Raw genomic sequence first — 19,836 nt, 5'->3', positions numbered from 1 at the left:
CGTTCCGAGCGGACGCTTTCCGCGGGCACGGCTTCAGCCTCCTCGTCACTGCGTTCCTGCGGGGTCTTCAGCTCGCGCTGTTCCCGCTGGAGTCGCCGCTTTCCACTACAATCAACTAGTTCTTACTATATAAAAACTTTTTCAGTGCCCTCACACGAAGTGCTAAAGCTTTTTGGGACGAAAGAATAGCGGGGCTTATTATCTGGAGAAAAACCGCCAATGATGCAATATTGGCGGCTGATGCTTTCTCTATGGTTTTCTCTTTTTTATTAAAGAAGTGTCACTTTCTGGTATGCATCACATAATTAGATGCATACTCTTTGCTAAAAGTAAGCAAGAAACGCATTGTACAACGTGCAAGAGTGCCCGAAATTGCATCTTCGGGCACTTATAATCGCTATAGAAAGTCATCTATTCGTTTCATTCAAACATAACTGCACTTTTCACTTGAACATTGTAGGTACGCGACAGGCAACTATTCGCAACAGGATTACCGGAAAAAGTGTGGCTCGGTAAAGGTGTCGTGATTATTTCGCCGAAAGCGGACCGGAAAGGATCCAGTGATCTTCTGGCGGGCTTTTTACATGAGGCCATCACCAAGCGACAAAGCGATATTGGAAGAACATTCCATTTATTGAGTGCCAACTATAGAAAGAATAGCTTGAGGATGTAGAGTACATCAAATCTGTTGTCCAAATATGTTAATATAGATAGTACCGATCCAATTGAAAGGAGACGGAGGGATGATTCAAATCGGATTAACCGGTTGGGGCGACCATCCGGACGTATACAACTCTACCTCTTCGAAGAAAGAGAAATTAATTGATTATAGTGCACACTTTCCAATCGTTGAACTAGATGCTACTTTCTACGCTATTCAGCCGGAGCGCAATATTCGCAAGTGGATTGAAGAAACGCCAGACAATTTCCGATTTATCGTCAAAGCATACCAGGGTATGACTGGGCATCATCGGGGAGAACTCCCGTATGAATCTCTCGATGAAATGTACAATCTTTTTCGGCTATCGGTTACACCACTTCAAGAAGCAGGAAAACTTGCGATGATTCTTGTTCAATTCCCTCCGTGGTTTGATTGTACAAAAGAGAATGTTGATGAAATTCGCTTCGTCTGCGCTAAATTGGATGGATTCGATGTTGCCGTTGAATTTCGGCACCAGTCATGGTATTCACCAGATTATCTAAAAGGGACTTTGTCTTTTTTGCAAGGCCTAAACGTAATTCACTCGGTGTGCGATGAACCGCAAGCTGGACAAGGAAGTATTCCGCTGGTAGCCCATACAACTCGTCCAGATAAAGTTCTTTTTAGATTGCACGGCCGTAATATAGCAGGGTGGCGCAACACGACAGGTGATGATAAAGCATGGCGTAAAGTTAGATACCTGTATAACTACAATGACGCTGAGCTGAAGGAGATTCAGTCAGCCGTCCAAAAATTAAAAAAAGAAACCAAAGAGGTTTTCGTCATTTTTAACAATAACTCTGGCGGACATGCGGCACAAAACGCAAAACGTTTACAAAAAATGCTCACTATCAACTATGAAAGTCTGACACCGAAGCAGCTCGACTTTTTTGAAGGAGAATGGTAATGGAATTTATCTTATTGGCCGCTATCGGTCTAGCAGCTGGAATTGTCGGGTCGCTTGTCGGATTAGGTGGCGGCATCATTCTAGTACCTGCAACACTTTTCGTGGGCATTAATCTTGGTTTAATCGATGGAATTACACCGCAAACTGTTGTCGGGCTTTCCGTTATCATGATGATATTTACAGGGTTGGCGTCGACGCTTTCCTATATGAAGACAAAAACGATTGATTTTAGAAGTGGGTTCATCTTTTTCTTAGGAAGTGTTCCCGGGACTCTTCTTGGTGCATTTGTTAATAAAGGGCTCGACCTGCCATCATTCAATCTATATTTTGGTATTTTACTTATTCTCTTATCGACACTTCTTCTGGTTCGTAAGTATTTAAAACCGGTCAGTTGGTTTGTCAATCGTGGCAAAAAAAGAACTTTCACAGATAATACAGATCAGACTTTTATTTATGGTTATCCTGTTTGGTTTGCATTATTACTGACATTTGGCGTCGGATTCGCATCGGGTCTTTTCGGCATTGGCGGAGGTTCGATAATCGTACCAGCGATGATCCTTCTTTTCTTATTTCCACCGCATGTCGCGGTCGGTACATCCATGTTCATGGTGTTTTTATCAGCTCTCGTCAACTCAATCACGCATATCTCTCTTGGCAATGTACCGTGGCTTTATACGATTCCAGTCATTCCGGCAGCGTATTTTGGAGCTAAAATAGGTGCCCATCTGAATCAAAAGATGAAATCAGAAACGCTCGTTATTGCACTTCGAATTATCTTACTATTACTTGGAGTCAGATCGATTATTGACGGACTTATGGGGTGACATATGAATCACAGGATTGATACAATTCATTTCTATCATACAAATGATATCCACAGTCATTTTGAAAACTGGCCGCAAATCAGTAGGTTTCTTTGTGACGAAAAACGCAAGCATTCAATAAAAGGAGATGCTTGCTACCACTTCGACATCGGAGATCACGTTGATCGTTTCAATCCATTTACGGAAGGGACGAAAGGTCAAGGTAACATTCGATTGTTGAATGAAGCAGGGTATGATGCGGTCACGATAGGTAACAACGAAGGAATTACCATGTCGAAAGAAGCGTTGTCTGCTCTCTATAAGGATGCTAAGTTTGATGTTATCTTGAGTAATTTATTCGAAGAAGATGGTAGCCGTCCAAATTGGTTGTTACCTTATACAATCTACGTCACAGAGCAAGGGACGAGAATTGGTATCATAGGGGCTACGGCAGAATATAAAGCCTTCTACTCGAAGCTCGGCTGGCAAGTGACATCACCTCGCGAAAATCTAAAGCTTGTTGCTGAAAGCATTGCTAATGAAACCGATATGATTGTTTGTCTATCACATATGGGAATTCATGAAGACGAAAAGCTTGCTGTAGAATGTCCTGAAATCGATATCATTTTCGGTGCGCATACGCATCACCTTTTTCATGAAGGCAAATTGATAGGCAACACCCTTTTGGCTGCAACAGGTAAATATGGCGAGTATGTGGGGCATGTAGCCGTTAAATTTAACGCGGATGCAAAAGAAGTTTTACAAATGACTGCACAACTTGTCAGGGCAGATTCAGTTAAAAGTAATGATGAGGATATTGAAAAAGTAAATAAGCTAATCCAAATGGGAAAAACAGCGATGGAGGAACAAGTATTTTATAACCCTTCTCACTTATCCCAAAATCTATTTGATGTTAGTCCACTGTCCTCTTTCTTTGGCAGAGCGCTCATTGCGTATTCGCAAGCGGATTGTGCCATGTTTAACGCAGGAATCTTTTTAGGTAGCCTAGATAAAGGCTGGGTGACAAAAGAGGAGTTACATTCACTTCTACCTCATCCGATCAATTTATGTCTCATTACACTAGATGGATCGGAATTGAAAGAAGTCTATGAGCTGTCATTAACGAAAGAGTGGCCACAAATTGAAATCAAAGGACTTGGATTTCGTGGTGCGTTAATGGGTGCGATGATCCACGAGAGACTTTATAAAAATAGATATGGTCAGCTTTTTGCGGGGAACCGCGAAGTTATAGCAGGCGAAAAGTACACACTTGCAACACTCGATATGTTTACATTCGGTTTTTTCTTTCCATCGCTTAAACATGCAGAAATAGAGTACTACATGCCCGAATTAATCAGGGACGTGCTTGGTTGGTATGGAACTACAGTTTTTAAAGAATGAACGACTCCCTCTCTGCATAATGTATAGCAGGAGGAGTCGTTTTGAGATTTCACGGCCAGGTTACTAGAAGATCTAGGAAAAAGAAACGCAAACTATTACCCCTTCTTATTCCCACAATTCTTATCGCTATTGCCCTTTTTATTTACATCGTCAATGCGAGACTTGCTCCAATTTATATTGACTATGCAGAGGTACAAACCCAAAGAATCGCAGCCCATGTAATCAACAAAGCCATCAATTCAAGGACTGTCAATGTCCTTGACGTCAATGATATTATCATAAATGTCCCGAATGATTCTAAGGGAATGATTAAATTCAACACCGAAATAATCAACAGAGCATCAGCGGAGATACATGGTCTTGTCGAGGCCCATCTTCAACAGGCTGAATCGGGAAATCTGGCAATATTACCAACAGAAGAGATAGAATTTGATCCGCAAGCGATGGAAAGTGGAGAGGGAATTGTATTTTTTGTCCCACTGGCTCAAGCGGCAAATATTCCACTGCTAGGGAACTTGGGTCCAAAAATACCGATTCGTTTCCATGTCATAGGTCAAGTTCAATCGACAATAGATAACAAAATAAGTGAATTTGGTATTAATAATGCCTTCGTTGAAGTGAATATACTATTGACAGTAAATGTCCAAATCATTGCGCCGCTTGCAACAAGGAAAAGTGTAGTGACACAGAGTATTCCGGTTGCTATGGGTTTAATCCAATCCACAGTGCCTCAAATCTATACGACTGGTGGTGGGAATCCGCCATCTGTTGAGGTTCCCGCCCCTCCCCAGAAAGAGGAATGACAAGGGGCTTGAAAATGCTGTGGATAACTGATAGGCTAGTAGAGGATTGAAATATCGATTGGGTAGAGGCTGCATTGCTTATTAGTCACACACGCGAGATTGACACCGATGACCGTGTGTAAAAGGAAGCTTTGCCGAAGTTTGGTAGGATTGTCAAGATCTATCAAGCTGGGGTTATTCCGAATAGGGATAACACTGTCATACATCTTTGAACATGTATGATGAGCTACAAGTCGTGAGTTAGATAAGCAGTATTAGTTATCCAACAAACGAAACGTAGATAAAGCCGGCTCCTGATGCACTCCGCTGAGTGTTAATTAGTAGCCGTTTTTTTATTCCCCCTATAATAGGACCTCAACCCGACTAAATGGAGGAATAGTAGATGATAGGAACATGGGTATCAATTTTACCACCACTAATCGCAATTATAATGGTGTTTGCAACTAAGCGAGTGCTGTTGTCGCTCGGGACGGGAATAGTCTCAGGCGCACTACTTACAGCGTCATTTGGACCTGTCGAAGCGCTGATGGACTTATGGGAATCGGTCAAGGCTACATTTTGGGATGGTGGACTTAATACAGGAAATATTTATATTATCCTTTTCATTCTTCTACTAGGTGTAATAACTGCATTCGTTAGTTTATCCGGTGGAAGCAGGGCTTTTGCAGAATGGGCAGTGCGTCATATTAAAACGAAACGCGGCGCAAAATTGCTGACGGTATTTCTAGGGATTGCAATTTTCGTGGATGACTATTTCAATGCATTGGCAGTTGGTCAAATCGCTCGCCCAATAACAGATCAGCACCGCGTTTCTAGGGCGAAATTGGCTTATTTAATAGACTCCACTTCAGCACCGATTTGTGTAGTATCTCCAATTTCAAGCTGGGGTGCCTTCTTAATCGGGCAACTTGCACTAATATTTGGCGGCGCTGCAGCGATTAGCTATTCGCCACTATCTGCCTTCGTCATGATGGCGCCTATGAACTTTTACGTTATAGCGACACTGTCAATGGTCTTTTTCCTTGCATGGACGAATTTCGATCTTTTCGAAATGAAGAAGCATGAACAGCGTGCTACGGAAACAGGTCAATTATTTGATCCTGATAAAGTCATTCCAGGTCAGCTGAAAGAGGAATTTCCCATACACGCACATGGTCGCGTTCGAGATTTGGTCGCACCAATCGTCACACTTGTTGCAGTGACATTTGCGGTGATGGTTTGGACAGGCTATTTAGAGGGCGGATCAATGAACGTTTTGTCGATTTTTGAAAATACGAATGTCTCTCTTGCATTACTGTCTGGTGGAATTATCGCCACGTTGATAGCGGTAGTCTTATATATGCAACAGATGAAAAATAATGAAACGGCAAGCTATTCACTTATTGGCAGTGCCTTTATAAATGGATTGAAAGCAATGATGCCACCTGTATTGATTCTGATTTTTGCATGGTCATTATCATTCTTGATTGGAAAACTGGAAACAGGCTTATATTTATCAGAGCTTGTATTGAAATCAAATATACCGGTTTCATTTCTGCCAGTCATCATGTTTATTCTAGCAGGTATTATGGCCTTCTCGACAGGTAGCTCATGGGGATCGTTTGGTATTCTAATGCCGATTGCAGGAACCATAATGATTGATGCGGCACCAGAAATGTTACTGCCCGCGCTTGCAGCAGTTCTTGCAGGAGCAGTTTTCGGTGATCACTCTTCACCGATTTCCGACACGACGATTTTATCATCTACAGGTGCAGGCTGTAACCATATTGATCACGTTTCAACACAGTTTCCCTATGCGCTGATTTGTGCAATAGTGGCTGCAATGGGCTACGTCATTCTTGGCATTACAGGATCTGTATGGATTGGTCTAGTTGGTGTCATTGTTATTCTTGTAGTATTGTTTTCTGTTTGGACGATGAAAGCTAAAAAAGAGGTAGTACAGCAGTCTTTATAATAGTAAATGATTGGAAGCGGTGAGTTTTTAGCCGCTTCTTTATTATGTCTAAAATAGTTTTCTAACAAAAAAATGTTTTGACAATAGTCAGATAGGTATATATACTAGGCGTTAAGACTAACGTAATCAGAAAATGGTGAACTTCCACTCAATGGTTAGTTGAAAGTGTTAGGAAAGGATGAAGTGAATAACCGAATTACCTAGTAATCGTAAGACTAATTTGAAGAAGTTGAACTGCAAAAGATTAGAATAGAAAAATGTTTATAGACCGAATAGAAAGTTTGTTTTACAATAGGCATGTAAGCGAGAACGAAATGCTATCTCTCGGAATGCTAAATCGTTTGTGATTACTAGTTCGGGTTTAATTGTCAGAAGTATCAATCAAAAGGGGGATTTTATATGAAATTGAAAAAGTTTGTAAGTGTATTTGCAGCATCGGCTCTTGCAGTCGGATTACTGGCAGGATGTGGTGCAGGGAACAAAGCTGAAGAAGGGAGCACAGGTGAATCTAAAGGCGAATCTAAGGGGGGCGATACGATTAAAATCGGAGTCAACCTTGAATTATCAGGTGCTGTTGCCTCTTATGGTACTTCAGAGCTATCGGGAATTGAACTTGCAGTTGATGAAATTAACGCAGCAGGTGGAGTTGACGGTAAGGAACTAGAACTTGTAAAAGTTGATAATAAGTCTGAGCCTGCTGAAGCAACGAGTGCAGCACTTAAACTGATAAATCAGGATAAAGTAATTGCTATCATCGGAGCAGCTACAAGCGGCGCTACTGTTGCACAGGCTGAAATTGCTAATAGCAAAAAGACACCGCTAATTAGCCCATCTGGGACAAGCCCGAACGTGACAGTTAAAGATAACGGGGATGTTAATGAATTCGTATTCCGTACGTCATTCATTGACCCATTCCAAGGAACGGTTGCAGCAAACTTTGCAGCAAACGATCTTGGTGTTAAAAACGTAGCCATTTACTCAGATAACGCAAGCGATTATTCAAAAGGTCTTGCGTCATCATTCAAAAAGGACTTTGAAGCAGCAGGCGGTAAAGTTGTTGCTGAAGAATCTTATGTAGGTAAGGATACTGATTTCCGTTCAACACTTACACGTATTAAAGCAGCAAATCCTGAATTCATTTTTATCCCTGGATACTATGAAGAAGTAGGATTGATTGTTAAACAGGCTCGTGAAATGGGTATCACTGTTCCACTAATGGGAGCAGATGGTTGGGATTCACCAATCTTGCTTGAACTTGCCGGTGCAGAAGCATTAAATAACACGTTTACAACAAATCACTATTCATCTGAAGATCCAGATGGCATCATTCAAGAATTCAACAAAAAGTTCAATGACAAATACAGTAAATCACCTGACGCATTTAACGCACTTGGTTACGATACAGTTTATCTATTAGCTGATGCTATTAAACGTGCAGGCGGTCCAGACTCTGTGAAGATTAAAGATGCACTAGCTGAAACAAAAGATCTTGAACTTGTAACTGGATTGTATTCGGTTGATGAAAACCATCACCCAGTCAAATCAGCTACTATTCTTGAATACAAAGACGGCAAACAAGTCTTCAATACAAAAGTTAATCCTTAAAATCAATCACGCCTCGGTGTGATTGCGTCCAGATTTTGAATTGAGCTTGTGCCTGCAGGACGCAGGTATGCAACCTTTGCCGCAGGACGCGGCGAACCTAGGTTGCCTTTCCACTCCCTTCAAAATCCGTGACATCCGCCGGAGGCTTTAACAGGGAGGAATTGAACTTCATTCCTCCTAATTCAGCCGGGGTTTGCACCCCGCTGCATTGTAGATTTCGTTCGCATTGATCTAGCCACTAATAGAAGCGGTAGACTTCTGCTGAATGAAGTTAAAACTGTAGGAATGGGGGGAGGATGTCCTCTCCTCCATTCCTTTTTTAATCCTTAATTTAGAGCTGGAAAAGGAGTGAAAAGTTCATGGAATGGTTACAACAGCTAATAAACGGTATTTCACTCGGCAGCATTTATGCGCTAATTGCATTAGGCTACACAATGGTTTACGGAATAATAAAGCTCATAAATTTTGCGCATGGTGAAATTTTTATGATAGGTGCGTTTATTGGGTATTATTCTATTGCAGGTTGGGGTCTTGGATTCTTCCCCGCTTTACTATTATCGATGGCTTCCTGTGCAATTATTGGTGTTCTTATCGAACGGATAGCCTACAAAAGATTACGTAATGCGACAAGAATCGCGGCTTTGATCACTGCAATTGGTGTATCACTACTTATTCAAAATGGTGTCATTTATATGCGTGGGGCTCAACCTAATGCGTATCCAGAAGTACTGCGCAATAAATCATTTGACTTTTTCGGTGCTCAAATCAGCAGTCAATCAATCTTAATTCTTTCTGTTTCAGTGACATTGATGATCATTCTTCAATTTGTCGTACATAAAACAAAAATCGGAAAAGCGATGCGAGCTGTTTCCTATGATGCTGAAGCAGCTAAGCTAATGGGGATTAATGTTGACAACACTATCTCGGCTACGTTTGCGATTGGATCAGCTTTGGCTGGTGCAGCGGGCGTTATTTTCGGTATTTATTATACAAAGATTGACCCGTTAATGGGTATTATTCCTGGTTTGAAAGCATTCGTTGCTGCTGTCCTTGGTGGAATCGGAATTATTCCGGGAGCCATGGCTGGAGGTCTTGTGCTTGGAGTAGTAGAAACATTTGTCAGTGCGCTTGGTTTCTCTCTATGGAGGGATGCCGCGGCATTCGTCATTTTGATTTTAATACTCATCTTTAAACCGTCCGGGCTCTTTGGTAAAAATACACGTGAGAAAGTGTAGGTGAAACAAAGTCATGAAAAAGTCAAAACAGTTTTGGTCATTTATTGCTTCATCACTAATCGTTTATACAGTTATTCAAGTACTTATCAGTGTAGGTATATTGAATGATTTCCATTCTAATACATTAATCTTTATGGCAATTAATATTATGTTGGCCGTCAGTTTGCACTTAGTAATTGGTGTTACAGGACAGTTTTCACTTGGTCATGCAGGATTCCTAGCAGTGGGTGCCTATATTTCGGCAATCGTGACGATGAAATTGCAACTACCATTTCCGGTAGCAATTTTAGCGGCAGGAGTGATGGCTACGGTTGCAGGCTTAGTCATAGGGATTCCTAGTTTACGACTACGCGGTGATTATCTAGCGATTGCTACACTTGGATTTGCAGAAATCATTCGTATTGTGTTCTTAAATATTGAATATGTAGGTGGAGCGGCCGGGATGCAAGTGACGCATTTAACTACATGGACCTCTGCGTTTATCTGCCTTTTCGTTACAATAGTCGTCATCGTCAATTTTACAAATTCAAGGCATGGCCGCGCGTGTATCTCAGTTCGAGAGAATGAGATTGCGTCAGATGCCATGGGAATTAATACAACGTATTACAAAGTATTAGCGTTTGCAATTGGTGCTTTCTTTGCGGGAGTCGCGGGCGCTTTGTATGCACACAACTTTTATATCATTCAACCTTCAAACTTCGGATTCTTAAAATCCATTGATATTTTGATTTATGTTGTGTTGGGCGGTTTAGGAAGTTTGTCAGGAGCAATTGTTGCAACGATTTTATTAACAATCGTTTCTACATTCTTACAAAATTATCCTGAAACACGCATGATCATCTATAGTCTTGTACTTATCATTGTCATGCTTTATCGTCCAAAAGGTTTAATGGGCACGATGGAAATAACGGATTACTTCAAATTGTGGAGAGGTTCGAAAGGGGGCAGCCAGAATGACAAGTGAACCGTTACTGAGAGTGAAAGATGTAGGTATACAGTTTGGCGGGCTGAAGGCAGTTTCGAATTTTAATATGGAAATCAATCAAGGTGAACTGATTGGGCTGATTGGTCCAAATGGAGCCGGTAAGACAACGAGTTTCAACTTATTGACAGGTGTCTATAAGCCTACAGAAGGCGATATATTATTCAAAGGGGAACGCATTAATGGGATGGCTCCTTATCAGGTAACGCGTAGGGGAATTAGCCGGACGTTCCAAAATATTCGTTTGTTTAATGAATTATCCGTTTTAGATAATGTAAAAGTTGCGTATCACTCGTTAGCGAAGCATTCAGTTTTAAGTTCTATGCTACGCCTTCCATCCCATTTTTCCGGGGAGAAAGAAATGGAAGAAAAAGCAATGGAATTCCTAAAGATTTTTGAATTGGATAAATATAGAGATGAAGATGCGAAAAACCTGGCATATGGGAAGCAGCGGAGGCTTGAAATTGCACGTGCATTAGCCGCAGGCCCAGAGTTGTTACTGCTTGATGAACCAGCTGCCGGGATGAACCCGCAGGAAACGAAAGATCTTATGGAGTTAATCGCATTTGTCCGTAAGAAATTCAATCTAACCATTTTATTAATTGAGCATGATATGAATTTGGTAATGGGGATTTGTGAACGTATTTACGTATTGGATCATGGTGTACTTCTTGCTGAAGGAACTCCTGAAGAAATCCGTAATAATCCGAAAGTAATCGAGGCTTATTTAGGGGAGGAACTTGACGAATGAGTATGCTAAAAGTTGACAACCTAAACGTCTATTATGGAAGTATCCATGCGCTTAAAGGTGTTTCTTTACATGTTGATCAAGGTGAAATTGTGACATTGATTGGCGCGAATGGTGCAGGGAAGAGTACGTTGTTGAAAACATTATCAGGTTTATTAAAACCTAAAGTAGGCACTATAGAGTATATGAATGGTTCAATAGCGGGTAAGCAGGCTCAAGCAATTGTAAAAGCAGGGATCACACATGTACCTGAAGGAAGACGAGTGTTTGCGGACATGAGCGTTGAAGAGAATATTGAATTAGGTGCTTTTTTAAGAAAAGATAAAGCGGGTATTAAACAGGATTTTCAAAAAGTGTACGAGATTTTTCCACGCTTGCATGAGCGACGCAAACAATCAGCTGGGACGCTATCTGGCGGGGAACAGCAGATGTTAGCGATGGGGAGAGCTATTCTGGCAAAACCGAAATTATTGTTGTTGGATGAGCCTTCGATGGGACTAGCTCCACTCATGGTTAAGACGATTTTTCAAGTCGTCAAGGATATTAATCAAGAGGGAACGACGATTCTCCTCGTAGAGCAAAATGCCAATATGGCCTTATCAATTGCTAACCGTGCGTACGTTATTGAAACGGGTCGTGTCATTCTTTCAGGGACTGCTGAGGAATTGCATGCCAGTGAAGAAATCAAAAATGCTTACCTGGGTGGCCATTAATTGAAAGGAGACAGTGCCTGGTAACCGGCACTGTCTTTTTTTTGTAAGGAGAATCGAATTAGCTCCTAGAGATGGTTGTTTGAAGTCTGAATATATGATACATTGGCAACAGTAGTGAAATCACTTTAAAAGTTAGCGGGAATGGAGTCGGTCGTTGTGTCATGCAAACCAGAACAGGGAAACAGAACAGAACATGTTAGAAAACCCGATTGGTTGAAAATTAAGCTGAATACGAATGATAACTATACAGGCCTTAAAAAAATCATGCGCGAGAATAATTTAAATACCGTATGTGAAGAAGCGCGTTGTCCAAATATCCATGAATGTTGGGGAGAGCGCCGAACTGCTACATTTATGATTCTTGGTGCAGTTTGTACACGTGCATGCCGTTTTTGTGCTGTTAAAACAGGCCTACCAACAGAACTAGATCTTGCAGAACCAGAACGCGTTGCAGATTCCGTTGCGCTTATGAATTTAAAGCATACAGTGGTTACAGCGGTAGCACGTGATGATCAGAAAGACGGAGGATCTGCGGTATTTGCAGAAACAATCCGTGCTATTCGCAGAAAAAATCCATTCACGACAGTGGAGGTTCTTCCATCAGATATGGGTGGCGTTTATGAGAATCTAGAGCGGCTTATGGATGCTAAACCGGATATCTTGAATCACAATATCGAAACGGTACGTCGACTGACACCAAGGGTTCGTGCGCGTGCAACATATGACCGTTCACTTGAACTTTTGCTACGTGCGAAAGAAATGCAACCTGATATCCCTACAAAATCTTCTTTGATGCTTGGCCTTGGTGAAACATATGAAGAAATTCTCGAGACAATGGATGACCTTATTGCGCATAAAGTTGATATAATGACAATAGGCCAGTATTTACAGCCAAGTAAAAAACATTTAAAAGTACAAAAGTATTATTCGCCACAAGAATTCGGCGAGTTGAGAAAAATTGCAATGTCCAAAGGGTTCTCACACTGTCAGGCGGGTCCGCTCGTACGCTCGAGTTACCATGCTGATGAACAGGTGAACGCGGCTGCAAAAGAAAGGCAGCGTCAAGGTGATGAACAACTTGAAACAACACTGCAAAGCTAAATTGGCGGTGAAAGTTGAATGATAATATTAGAGAACTGGCAGTTTGATATACTAACAGACTACCGTGAAGGATTTAATGAAGAGGCTTTGCTTGCAAGATACAGCGATGTTCTCCTCAAATACGACTACATACTTGGGGACTGGGGATACGGACAACTCCGTTTAAAAGGGTTTTTCGATGACACAAACCAGAAAGCAACGTATGAAACTAAAATCAGCACATTACAAGATTATCTCTACGAATACTGTAATTTTGGCTGTGCTTATTTCGTTTTGAAAAAATCGGGGCGGGTTAAACTAGAAGTTGAAACTCCCGAATCTCCTGAGACTCCCGAAGTATCTGAATAACTGGGCTTGCGCGTGGATAGTGGATCCGCGCGTGAGTCTTTTTTGTTTCCATATACTGAACAACTAGCACGTCAATTGATCGACCATTTATTTGCATGAAATTCTGGTGAGAAGGGCTTAAAAACCTTCATTTTCACTGGACTATTTCCGGTCCGCTTTCGGCTATATATTCATGACAGATTTACTGAGGGGTCCTAGTGTGGCCAGAAGTGACTCCGTCACTTCTGGCCACACTTTTTTCAGTAATCCTGTTTTGAATAGTTGCCTGTCGCGCACCTACACTATTCAAGTGAAAAATGCAGTTGTTTGAAAGAAAAGAATAGATGCTTTTCTATATAGATTGTAAGTGCCCGAAGATGCAATTTCGGGCACTCTTGCACGTTGTATAATGTGCTACTTGCTTACTTTTAACAAAGAGTATACATGTAATCATGTGATAGCTTATTAAAAGTGACACTTCTTTACTAGTAAAAAAGAAAAAACCATAGAGAAAGCATCAGCCGCCAAAATTGCATCTTTAGCGGCTTTTCTCCAAATAGGATGTCAGCTATTCTTTCGTCCCAAAAAGCTTCATCACTTCGTGTATCTGTGTTTTTGAAGAGCGACGGATAAAGGACCACCATGCGATTCACGGAAAAAGTGTGTAGGGATGCGACAAAGTCGCATCCCTACACATCCAGACATCTCGGTAATCCTATAGAAGTCATTCAATCCTTAGCGATTCAAAAGCAACTATACACGTAGCGACTTACAAGCAAAGAAGGCATCACTAAGCGCCGTAGCGAATTCAAGGGGATATCTGTATCTCACCATATATAGTATCGCAAATATGGTATCATAAGATGAAGATAGTTGAACAATCAGGAGGGAAAGTCCATGTATTTTGTAGACCGAAACCAAATTAGTGAATCGTTAAATCATATGGAAGTTTTACTCGAATTGTACGGAAATGAAAATGGGTGGCAGCAAGATATCATTCATTCACTTGCGCTTGAACGGATAACGAATGTACTCATCGAATCGGTTATCGACGTAGGAAATACGATGATTGATGGTTTTATCATGCGCGATCCAGGGAGTTATGAAGATATTATTGACATTATGGAAGACGAACGTGTTATTACTTCGGAAATGGCAGGCCCATTAAAACAGGTAATTGAACTTAGGAAAATGATTGTCCGCGAATTTACGAAAGTGGATGCTGGGACGATAATAGAAGTATTAAACGCCTCAATGGATGAACTCCTTGAATTTCCCAACAAAGTGCGTCATTATCTTGAAAATGAGCTAGGCCCCGTATCTGCCTTCTTACCAGAAGATAAATGATTATGGATAAATACAAAGCAATCTGCCTTGATTTAGATGGAACTGTTTACCGTGGGACTGAACCGATTTCGGAAGCGGTCTCTTTCATTGAAAATGTGCAACAAAATGGAATTGATCCTTATTTCATCACAAATAATTCTTCGATGACGCGTGTGCAGCTCCGGGAGAAATTGGCTTCATTCGGAATAAATGCAGATTCTGATCGCATCATGACATCCGCAATTGCAGCCGCAAAATACTGCAAAGAAAATTATTATGGCGCATCTGTCATGATGATAGGTGAAAAAGGGTTGGAAGAAGCGTTAGCATCTGAAGGGATAGCAATCACGGCAACGAATCCTGAAGTTGTTATCATGGGGATTGACCGAAGCATAACGTATGCGAAATTGGCTGATGCATGTCTTGCAATACGTGAAGGCGCGCATTTCATAGCAACGAACAGTGATAAAGCATTTCCGTCGGAGAGAGGACTCGTACCGGGGAATGGATCATTTGTGAAATTAATGGAAAGTGCAACGGGGGTATTGCCGCAATTTGTCGGGAAACCAGAGCCCCATATGCTTGAATTCATTCAGGTAGAAAATGGCTATCACAAAGAAGAAATGGTTTTGATTGGAGATAACTACGATACGGATATACTAGCGGGAATCCGTTTTGGTATCGATACAATACATGTCGCAGGGGGAGTCACATCACGAGAAGAAGTACTTTTGAAATTACAGAAGCCGACCTATTCTTACGGGACATTGCTAGAATGGGGAATATAAAAAGGCCAGCCGCCTAAAAAAGGGCGGTTAGCCATAATGCTCAAAAGAGCGGATTGTCTTCTATATATTGATAGATACGTTCAGTCAGTTCGTCATTTGTATCAGCCTCGACGATTTCACCATTGACGATGGCATAGAGTGTATCTGAACATTTTGTACAGTAACTCAAGCAACCATACTCAAGAACGTCAAGATTTGGATCCTTTTCCAACTTTTCAAATGTTTCCTGTGAATAGTTTGCGATATTACTTATGCAAAATTCGACAATCGGATTCATGATGATCACCTCACCTATTTGGAATCCTACTCTTTTTTTCTTCGCACGTCAACAATCTCGCATTACCGCGCAAGTAGGCTAAATCCACCTAGGTTACAACTAATTAAATATGTTGAACATCACGTCTGTTGATTAACCAAGAGTAACCAGTAAATAACATGATCACCTATTGGGCGCTACGTGTATAGTTGTTTTGGGATTGCTTTGGATTGAATGACTTCTATAAGATTAATGAGATGTCTGGATGTGTAGGGATGCGACAAAGTCGTATCCCTACACATCCTTTTCGGTAATCGTATGGTGGTCCTTCATCCGTCGCTCTTCAAAAACCCAGATACACGAAGTGCTGAAACTTTTTGTGACGAAAGAATAGCGGGCTTCTTAATTGGGTAAAAGCCGACAAAGATGCAATTTTGGCGGCTGTAACTTTCTATATATTTTTTTATTAAAAAAGTGTCACTTTCAAGTAGACATCACATAATTAGATGCTTACTCTTTGTTAAAAGTAAGCAAGAAGCACATTATACAATGTGCAAGAGTGCCCGAAATTGCATCTTCGGGCACTTACACTCCCTATAGAAAGTCATCTATTCGATTCATTCAAACATAACTGTATTTTGCACTTGAACATTGTAGCCACACTAGGACCCCTCAGTAAATCTGTCAGAAGTAGTTAGCCGAAAGCGGGCCGGAAATGGTCTAGTGAAAAATGGGGTTTTACAAGCCCTTCACACCAGTAGTTTATGCGAATAAATGGTGAATCAACAGACGCGGTTGAACATATGAATACATGCACAAAATGAGTGTAGGTATGTCCTAGTGCTAAAGCAGATTCGAAGGTGTTTCTATTTCAATTCATACACTAAAGAAATTCCCCTCATTGATTAAAACTTCACTTTCCCGTGAATCATTGTGAAGCATGTCACAAACTGATATAATCGTAATTGGGAAAACAACGGATTAATGGATTACGAAGGAGAAAAATTATGAGAAAACTTGTATTATTAGGTGCAGGATATGGGAATATGCGTATATTACTGCGTTTATTGACAAAAGAATTGCCGAATGATATCGAAATAACGCTTGTGGATCGGACTCCGTTCCATAGTTTGAAGACGGAATTTTATGCGCTGGCATCCGGAACAGTATCGGATTCAGTTGTGCGTGTTCCGCTTCCAGAACATGATAGGTTGAAAGTTGTAGGCGGAGAAATTATTGAAATTAGGCCGGATGAGAAGTGTGTCTATCTCGATGATGGCGTGCAAATTATGTATGATGAATTGGTTATTGGGCTTGGTTGCGAAGACAACTATCACGACGTACCGGGTGCTGCGGAATACACATACAGCATTCAGACGATTGGTAAGTCTAGGGTTACGTACGAAAAACTTCTTGGTTTTGGTAGTGGTGCGACGATTGGTATTGTTGGTGCTGGCTTAAGCGGAATAGAACTTGCCAGCGAGCTTCGAGAAAGTAGACCAGATTTGAACATTAAGCTGTTCGATCGTGGTCCGCGTATTTTGAGGGATTTCCCTGAGAGACTTAGTAATTATGTTAAAGGATGGTTCGACGAACATAATGTAGACGTTGTTCCAAATTCCAACATCACGAAAGTGGAACCAACAATTCTATTTAACCATGAAGAAACTATACCGGTTGATGCAGTTGTCTGGACAGCCGGAATTCGTCCAGTGGCGTCTGTAGAAAACATTGACACGGAAAAAGACGGATCAGGTCGAGTTATACTGAACATGTATCATCAGTTGCCTGAATTTAACGATGTCTACGTCGTGGGAGACTGTGCAGCACTTCCTTATGCACCGAGTGCACAAGTTGCAGAAGAACAGGCGGAACAGATTGTACGCATATTGCGTAACGTTTGGAACAATGAACCGCTACCGGAAACTATGCCGGAAATTAAGCTGAAAGGGTTCCTCGGTTCCCTAGGTAAGAAGCAAGGATTTGCATATCTTGCTGACCGCACAGTAACAGGCCGTATTGCACGATTGTTGAAGTCTGGTGTGCTTTGGATGTATAAATGGCATAATGGTTGACAGAACAAAAGCGCTGGAGTCAGGATGTGAAGTCTCTATGTTGCAACTTATCCATAGTACGAGATTTTATAGTTTCCTAAGCCATGAAAAATCCCTTACTCGCATAATCGCGGACAAGGGATTTTTCTTCTCATTTATCTTAACCTTTTATCACTTCAAGATTCGGCTATATAGCCATTCTTCTCAAGCGCAGCAAACACCGGTTTTAATTGGATATAACCTTCGCCAATCATTTCGTCATTAATCATGACCAACGGATAAAAGAACTCATCGTCCTGTATTTGCTGGACAATTTTTTTGTGCTTGTCGTCGGAAACAGCTGATTCGATATCAATGTATGTGATACCGTATGGCTGATTCGGGTACTTTCTATCGATAGCAGCTTGGAGCCATTCGTATGTGTCTTTGGATGAAGGTGAATTGACACAGCTCGCACAGATGATATCTGCACCATAAATTTCAATGATTGTAGTAGTAATACTCATAGTAATTGTCCCCTCCCGATTGATTGTTGGATTTTTTCTTCTTTCCAGTTTATAATAAGTATAAGGAAAGGAGAGTTAAAAAACAATGACAGATACAGCGCTAACTGAACCAGTACAAGAAGTATTAGATAAATTACGCCCATTCCTCCTACGTGATGGAGGAGACTGTGAACTTGTGGATATTGAGGACGGCATCGTAAAACTTCGCCTACTTGGTGCTTGCGGTACTTGCCCAAGCTCAACAATTACACTTAAAGCAGGGATTGAACGTGCTCTTTTAGAAGAGGTTCCAGGCGTAGTTGAGGTAGAACAAGTATTTTGATTTTAAAAGCTGAGCGGACCGAACTTCGGTCCGTTTTTCTATTTGATGACACGGATTTCTTGCCATCGCTCCTTTGCCATTTCGATGATTTTTGGTTCAGTGGATGTGCGTTGGCTCTCAAGGACGCGCGAAAAATTTTTGATGGCCTCATCCTTATCCCCGATTTTCCACGAAAGTTCCGCAATCAAATACGAAACTCTTGTTTCGGACATTTGTGTTCCAGCAAAATCACCTTCTGAATACGAAACGTTATAGAAGTTGCGTGCGATTGTTAGAAAGCGTTTTTCTTCTACCTCTGCACCTTTATCACGATATAACCAAGCAACTCGTAAAGTAAGTCCTGCTAGTGTAAGGACTTTCTCCTTTTTAAACATCGCGCTTAAATAGGCAAGCTTATACGTTTCAATCGCTTCATTGATAGTACGTTCTGCACCGAAAGATCGTTCATTCCACTTTGATGCTATTCGTTCAGCTATGTCTTTTTCCGTGCCTGGAGCAAAGTAAGGGGAGAAATCATCAGTAAAAGAGAAGCCACAATGAGGGCAGACGGCAACATTATAAAAGATTGGGTTTACTTCAGGATCTGAATAGACAGGTTTGAAGTCACTTCCGTGGGATGAAACCCGAACGAATCTAGAGCGAATTCTTGTAGTAGTGAAATTATGCTTACAGTAAAGGCATGCAACCTTTTTATCATAAAACGGTCTAATTTCCAAATAAATCTTCCTTTCGTACTAGTTAATTCATTATAGCGTATATCCTTCAACACTGGAGTTAATATGATTGCGTTCCGCTTGATTTAATTGCTATGATAGAAGGAAGAAAACAAAGGGAAGGTGAACACGGATGACACAAGTTGTTGAAGTTACGGAAGCAGCGGCAATTCATGTGAGAGAAATGATGCGTCATAATGAGGAAGAAGGATCATTCCTGCGTGTCGCTGTGAACGGCGGAGGATGTAGTGGTTTGACATACGGAATGGGTTTTGAAACTGAAAAATCACCGGGTGATCTTCTGCTTGAACAGCATGGTTTACAAATTCTCGTTTCTAGTGAAGATGCCGGAGTTCTTGAAGGCACACAAGTCGATTATAAAGAGTCCCTTATGGGCGGCGGATTTACCATAAATAATCCCAATGCAATTGCTTCATGCGGTTGTGGGACATCATTCAGAACAGCTAAAAAAGAAGGAACTCCAGCAGACTGCTGATTCTTTTTTTGACTCTCCTAAATCATACTTAGGAGGGTTTTTTTGATGTATAAAAGTAGTGTTTGTTTAATCAGTGTTTTCAAATATTTGCTATTT

20 protein-coding genes and 1 riboswitch are annotated in these 19,836 nt (G+C 41.2%); of the genes, 17 read left to right on the top strand and 3 right to left on the bottom strand.

The window, feature by feature from the left end; genetic code table 11:
- Window positions 1-743 precede the first annotated feature (743 nt).
- The 14 genes from I2484_RS15695 (at window position 744) to I2484_RS15630 (ending at window position 15,393) form a co-directional block, all read left to right on the top strand.
- Window positions 744-1,607: a DUF72 domain-containing protein gene (locus tag I2484_RS15695; protein ID WP_207151987.1), complete on the top strand. Its 864-nt coding sequence runs from the start codon at window positions 744-746 to the stop codon at window positions 1,605-1,607.
- Window positions 1,607-2,431 carry a sulfite exporter TauE/SafE family protein gene (locus I2484_RS15690; protein ID WP_207151986.1) on the top strand — a complete coding sequence of 275 codons (825 nt, stop codon included), beginning with the start codon at window positions 1,607-1,609 and terminating at the stop codon, window positions 2,429-2,431. The genes I2484_RS15695 and I2484_RS15690 overlap by 1 nt, the downstream gene beginning before the upstream one ends.
- 3 nt (window positions 2,432-2,434) lie before the next feature.
- Entirely contained in the window at window positions 2,435-3,811 is a 1,377-nt protein-coding gene (locus I2484_RS15685; RefSeq protein WP_207151985.1) for a bifunctional metallophosphatase/5'-nucleotidase, read from the top strand.
- A gap of 41 nt (window positions 3,812-3,852) precedes the next feature.
- Complete coding sequence (yunB, locus tag I2484_RS15680; RefSeq protein WP_207151984.1) at window positions 3,853-4,614, top strand: sporulation protein YunB; 762 nt, start codon at window positions 3,853-3,855, stop codon at window positions 4,612-4,614.
- A gap of 55 nt (window positions 4,615-4,669) precedes the next feature.
- A riboswitch (Lysine riboswitch) is annotated at window positions 4,670-4,851 on the top strand.
- A gap of 145 nt (window positions 4,852-4,996) precedes the next feature.
- On the top strand, window positions 4,997-6,568 hold the full coding sequence (locus I2484_RS15675; RefSeq protein ID WP_207151983.1) for a Na+/H+ antiporter NhaC family protein: 1,572 nt from the start codon (window positions 4,997-4,999) through the stop codon (window positions 6,566-6,568).
- A gap of 399 nt (window positions 6,569-6,967) precedes the next feature.
- The gene (locus I2484_RS15670) at window positions 6,968-8,173 is read left to right on the top strand and encodes an ABC transporter substrate-binding protein (RefSeq protein WP_207151982.1); all 1,206 of its coding nucleotides are present in this window, start codon (window positions 6,968-6,970) and stop codon (window positions 8,171-8,173) included.
- A gap of 359 nt (window positions 8,174-8,532) precedes the next feature.
- Window positions 8,533-9,408 (top strand): branched-chain amino acid ABC transporter permease, encoded by an 876-nt coding sequence (locus I2484_RS15665; RefSeq protein WP_207151981.1) that lies wholly within the window; start codon window positions 8,533-8,535, stop codon window positions 9,406-9,408.
- 13 nt (window positions 9,409-9,421) lie between these two features.
- Window positions 9,422-10,372: a branched-chain amino acid ABC transporter permease gene (locus I2484_RS15660; RefSeq protein WP_207151980.1), complete on the top strand. Its 951-nt coding sequence runs from the start codon at window positions 9,422-9,424 to the stop codon at window positions 10,370-10,372.
- Window positions 10,362-11,141, top strand: coding sequence for an ABC transporter ATP-binding protein (locus tag I2484_RS15655; RefSeq protein WP_207151979.1), 780 nt, complete (start codon window positions 10,362-10,364; stop codon window positions 11,139-11,141). The genes I2484_RS15660 and I2484_RS15655 overlap by 11 nt, the downstream gene beginning before the upstream one ends.
- Before the next feature lie 2 nt (window positions 11,142-11,143).
- Window positions 11,144-11,851 carry an ABC transporter ATP-binding protein gene (locus I2484_RS15650; RefSeq protein ID WP_207151992.1) on the top strand — a complete coding sequence of 236 codons (708 nt, stop codon included), beginning with the start codon at window positions 11,144-11,146 and terminating at the stop codon, window positions 11,849-11,851.
- 141 nt (window positions 11,852-11,992) lie between these two features.
- Entirely contained in the window at window positions 11,993-12,952 is a 960-nt protein-coding gene (gene lipA, locus I2484_RS15645) for a lipoyl synthase (protein ID WP_207151978.1), read from the top strand.
- A gap of 18 nt (window positions 12,953-12,970) precedes the next feature.
- Window positions 12,971-13,300: a YutD family protein gene (locus tag I2484_RS15640; RefSeq protein WP_207151977.1), complete on the top strand. Its 330-nt coding sequence runs from the start codon at window positions 12,971-12,973 to the stop codon at window positions 13,298-13,300.
- Window positions 13,301-14,176: 876 nt separating this feature from the next.
- On the top strand, window positions 14,177-14,626 hold the full coding sequence (locus I2484_RS15635; RefSeq protein WP_207151976.1) for a DUF86 domain-containing protein: 450 nt from the start codon (window positions 14,177-14,179) through the stop codon (window positions 14,624-14,626).
- 2 nt (window positions 14,627-14,628) lie between these two features.
- A complete protein-coding gene (locus I2484_RS15630) occupies window positions 14,629-15,393 on the top strand; it encodes a TIGR01457 family HAD-type hydrolase (protein ID WP_207151975.1) in 765 nt (254 codons plus the stop codon).
- Window positions 15,394-15,433: 40 nt separating this feature from the next.
- Here I2484_RS15630 and I2484_RS15625 read toward each other — a convergent pair whose 3' ends face one another.
- The gene (locus I2484_RS15625; RefSeq protein WP_207151974.1) at window positions 15,434-15,670 is read right to left on the bottom strand and encodes a YuzB family protein; all 237 of its coding nucleotides are present in this window, start codon (window positions 15,668-15,670) and stop codon (window positions 15,434-15,436) included.
- Between the two features lie 986 nt (window positions 15,671-16,656).
- Between I2484_RS15625 and I2484_RS15620 the strand changes: the two genes are divergently transcribed.
- Complete coding sequence (locus I2484_RS15620; RefSeq protein WP_207151973.1) at window positions 16,657-17,724, top strand: NAD(P)/FAD-dependent oxidoreductase; 1,068 nt, start codon at window positions 16,657-16,659, stop codon at window positions 17,722-17,724.
- A 155-nt stretch (window positions 17,725-17,879) separates the two neighbouring features.
- Here the strand turns inward: I2484_RS15620 and I2484_RS15615 are convergent, their stop codons facing one another.
- Window positions 17,880-18,209 carry a YuzD family protein gene (locus tag I2484_RS15615; protein ID WP_207151972.1) on the bottom strand — a complete coding sequence of 110 codons (330 nt, stop codon included), beginning with the start codon at window positions 18,207-18,209 and terminating at the stop codon, window positions 17,880-17,882.
- 85 nt (window positions 18,210-18,294) lie between these two features.
- Here I2484_RS15615 and I2484_RS15610 point away from each other — a divergent pair, with 85 nt between their 5' ends.
- Window positions 18,295-18,531, top strand: coding sequence for a NifU family protein (locus I2484_RS15610; RefSeq protein ID WP_187046915.1), 237 nt, complete (start codon window positions 18,295-18,297; stop codon window positions 18,529-18,531).
- Window positions 18,532-18,569: 38 nt separating this feature from the next.
- Here I2484_RS15610 and I2484_RS15605 read toward each other — a convergent pair whose 3' ends face one another.
- On the bottom strand, window positions 18,570-19,247 hold the full coding sequence (locus I2484_RS15605; RefSeq protein WP_207151971.1) for a DUF2225 domain-containing protein: 678 nt from the start codon (window positions 19,245-19,247) through the stop codon (window positions 18,570-18,572).
- 130 nt (window positions 19,248-19,377) lie between these two features.
- Here I2484_RS15605 and I2484_RS15600 point away from each other — a divergent pair, with 130 nt between their 5' ends.
- Window positions 19,378-19,740: a HesB/IscA family protein gene (locus I2484_RS15600; protein ID WP_207151970.1), complete on the top strand. Its 363-nt coding sequence runs from the start codon at window positions 19,378-19,380 to the stop codon at window positions 19,738-19,740.
- Window positions 19,741-19,836: the final 96 nt, after the last annotated feature.

The organism is Sporosarcina sp. E16_8 (assembly GCF_017347095.1).
Lineage (GTDB): Bacteria > Bacillota > Bacilli > Bacillales_A > Planococcaceae > Sporosarcina.
This window is presented reverse-complemented; position numbering and strand designations above follow the sequence as displayed.

Bases quoted from the DNA above. Each gene is read 5' to 3' on its own strand.
- I2484_RS15695 (WP_207151987.1), top strand. From the start codon at position 744: ATGATTCAAATCGGATTAACCGGTTGGGGCGACCATCCGGACGTATAC.
- I2484_RS15690 (WP_207151986.1), top strand. From the start codon at position 1,607: ATGGAATTTATCTTATTGGCCGCTATCGGTCTAGCAGCTGGAATTGTC.
- I2484_RS15685 (WP_207151985.1), top strand. From the start codon at position 2,435: ATGAATCACAGGATTGATACAATTCATTTCTATCATACAAATGATATC.
- I2484_RS15675 (WP_207151983.1), top strand. From the start codon at position 4,997: ATGATAGGAACATGGGTATCAATTTTACCACCACTAATCGCAATTATA.
- I2484_RS15670 (WP_207151982.1), top strand. From the start codon at position 6,968: ATGAAATTGAAAAAGTTTGTAAGTGTATTTGCAGCATCGGCTCTTGCA.
- I2484_RS15665 (WP_207151981.1), top strand. From the start codon at position 8,533: ATGGAATGGTTACAACAGCTAATAAACGGTATTTCACTCGGCAGCATT.
- I2484_RS15660 (WP_207151980.1), top strand. From the start codon at position 9,422: ATGAAAAAGTCAAAACAGTTTTGGTCATTTATTGCTTCATCACTAATC.
- I2484_RS15655 (WP_207151979.1), top strand. From the start codon at position 10,362: ATGACAAGTGAACCGTTACTGAGAGTGAAAGATGTAGGTATACAGTTT.
- I2484_RS15650 (WP_207151992.1), top strand. From the start codon at position 11,144: ATGCTAAAAGTTGACAACCTAAACGTCTATTATGGAAGTATCCATGCG.
- lipA (WP_207151978.1), top strand. From the start codon at position 11,993: ATGGAGTCGGTCGTTGTGTCATGCAAACCAGAACAGGGAAACAGAACA.
- I2484_RS15640 (WP_207151977.1), top strand. From the start codon at position 12,971: ATGATAATATTAGAGAACTGGCAGTTTGATATACTAACAGACTACCGT.
- I2484_RS15635 (WP_207151976.1), top strand. From the start codon at position 14,177: ATGTATTTTGTAGACCGAAACCAAATTAGTGAATCGTTAAATCATATG.
- I2484_RS15630 (WP_207151975.1), top strand. From the start codon at position 14,629: ATGGATAAATACAAAGCAATCTGCCTTGATTTAGATGGAACTGTTTAC.
- I2484_RS15625 (WP_207151974.1), bottom strand. From the start codon at position 15,670: ATGAATCCGATTGTCGAATTTTGCATAAGTAATATCGCAAACTATTCA.
- I2484_RS15620 (WP_207151973.1), top strand. From the start codon at position 16,657: ATGAGAAAACTTGTATTATTAGGTGCAGGATATGGGAATATGCGTATA.
- I2484_RS15615 (WP_207151972.1), bottom strand. From the start codon at position 18,209: ATGAGTATTACTACTACAATCATTGAAATTTATGGTGCAGATATCATC.
- I2484_RS15610 (WP_187046915.1), top strand. From the start codon at position 18,295: ATGACAGATACAGCGCTAACTGAACCAGTACAAGAAGTATTAGATAAA.
- I2484_RS15600 (WP_207151970.1), top strand. From the start codon at position 19,378: ATGACACAAGTTGTTGAAGTTACGGAAGCAGCGGCAATTCATGTGAGA.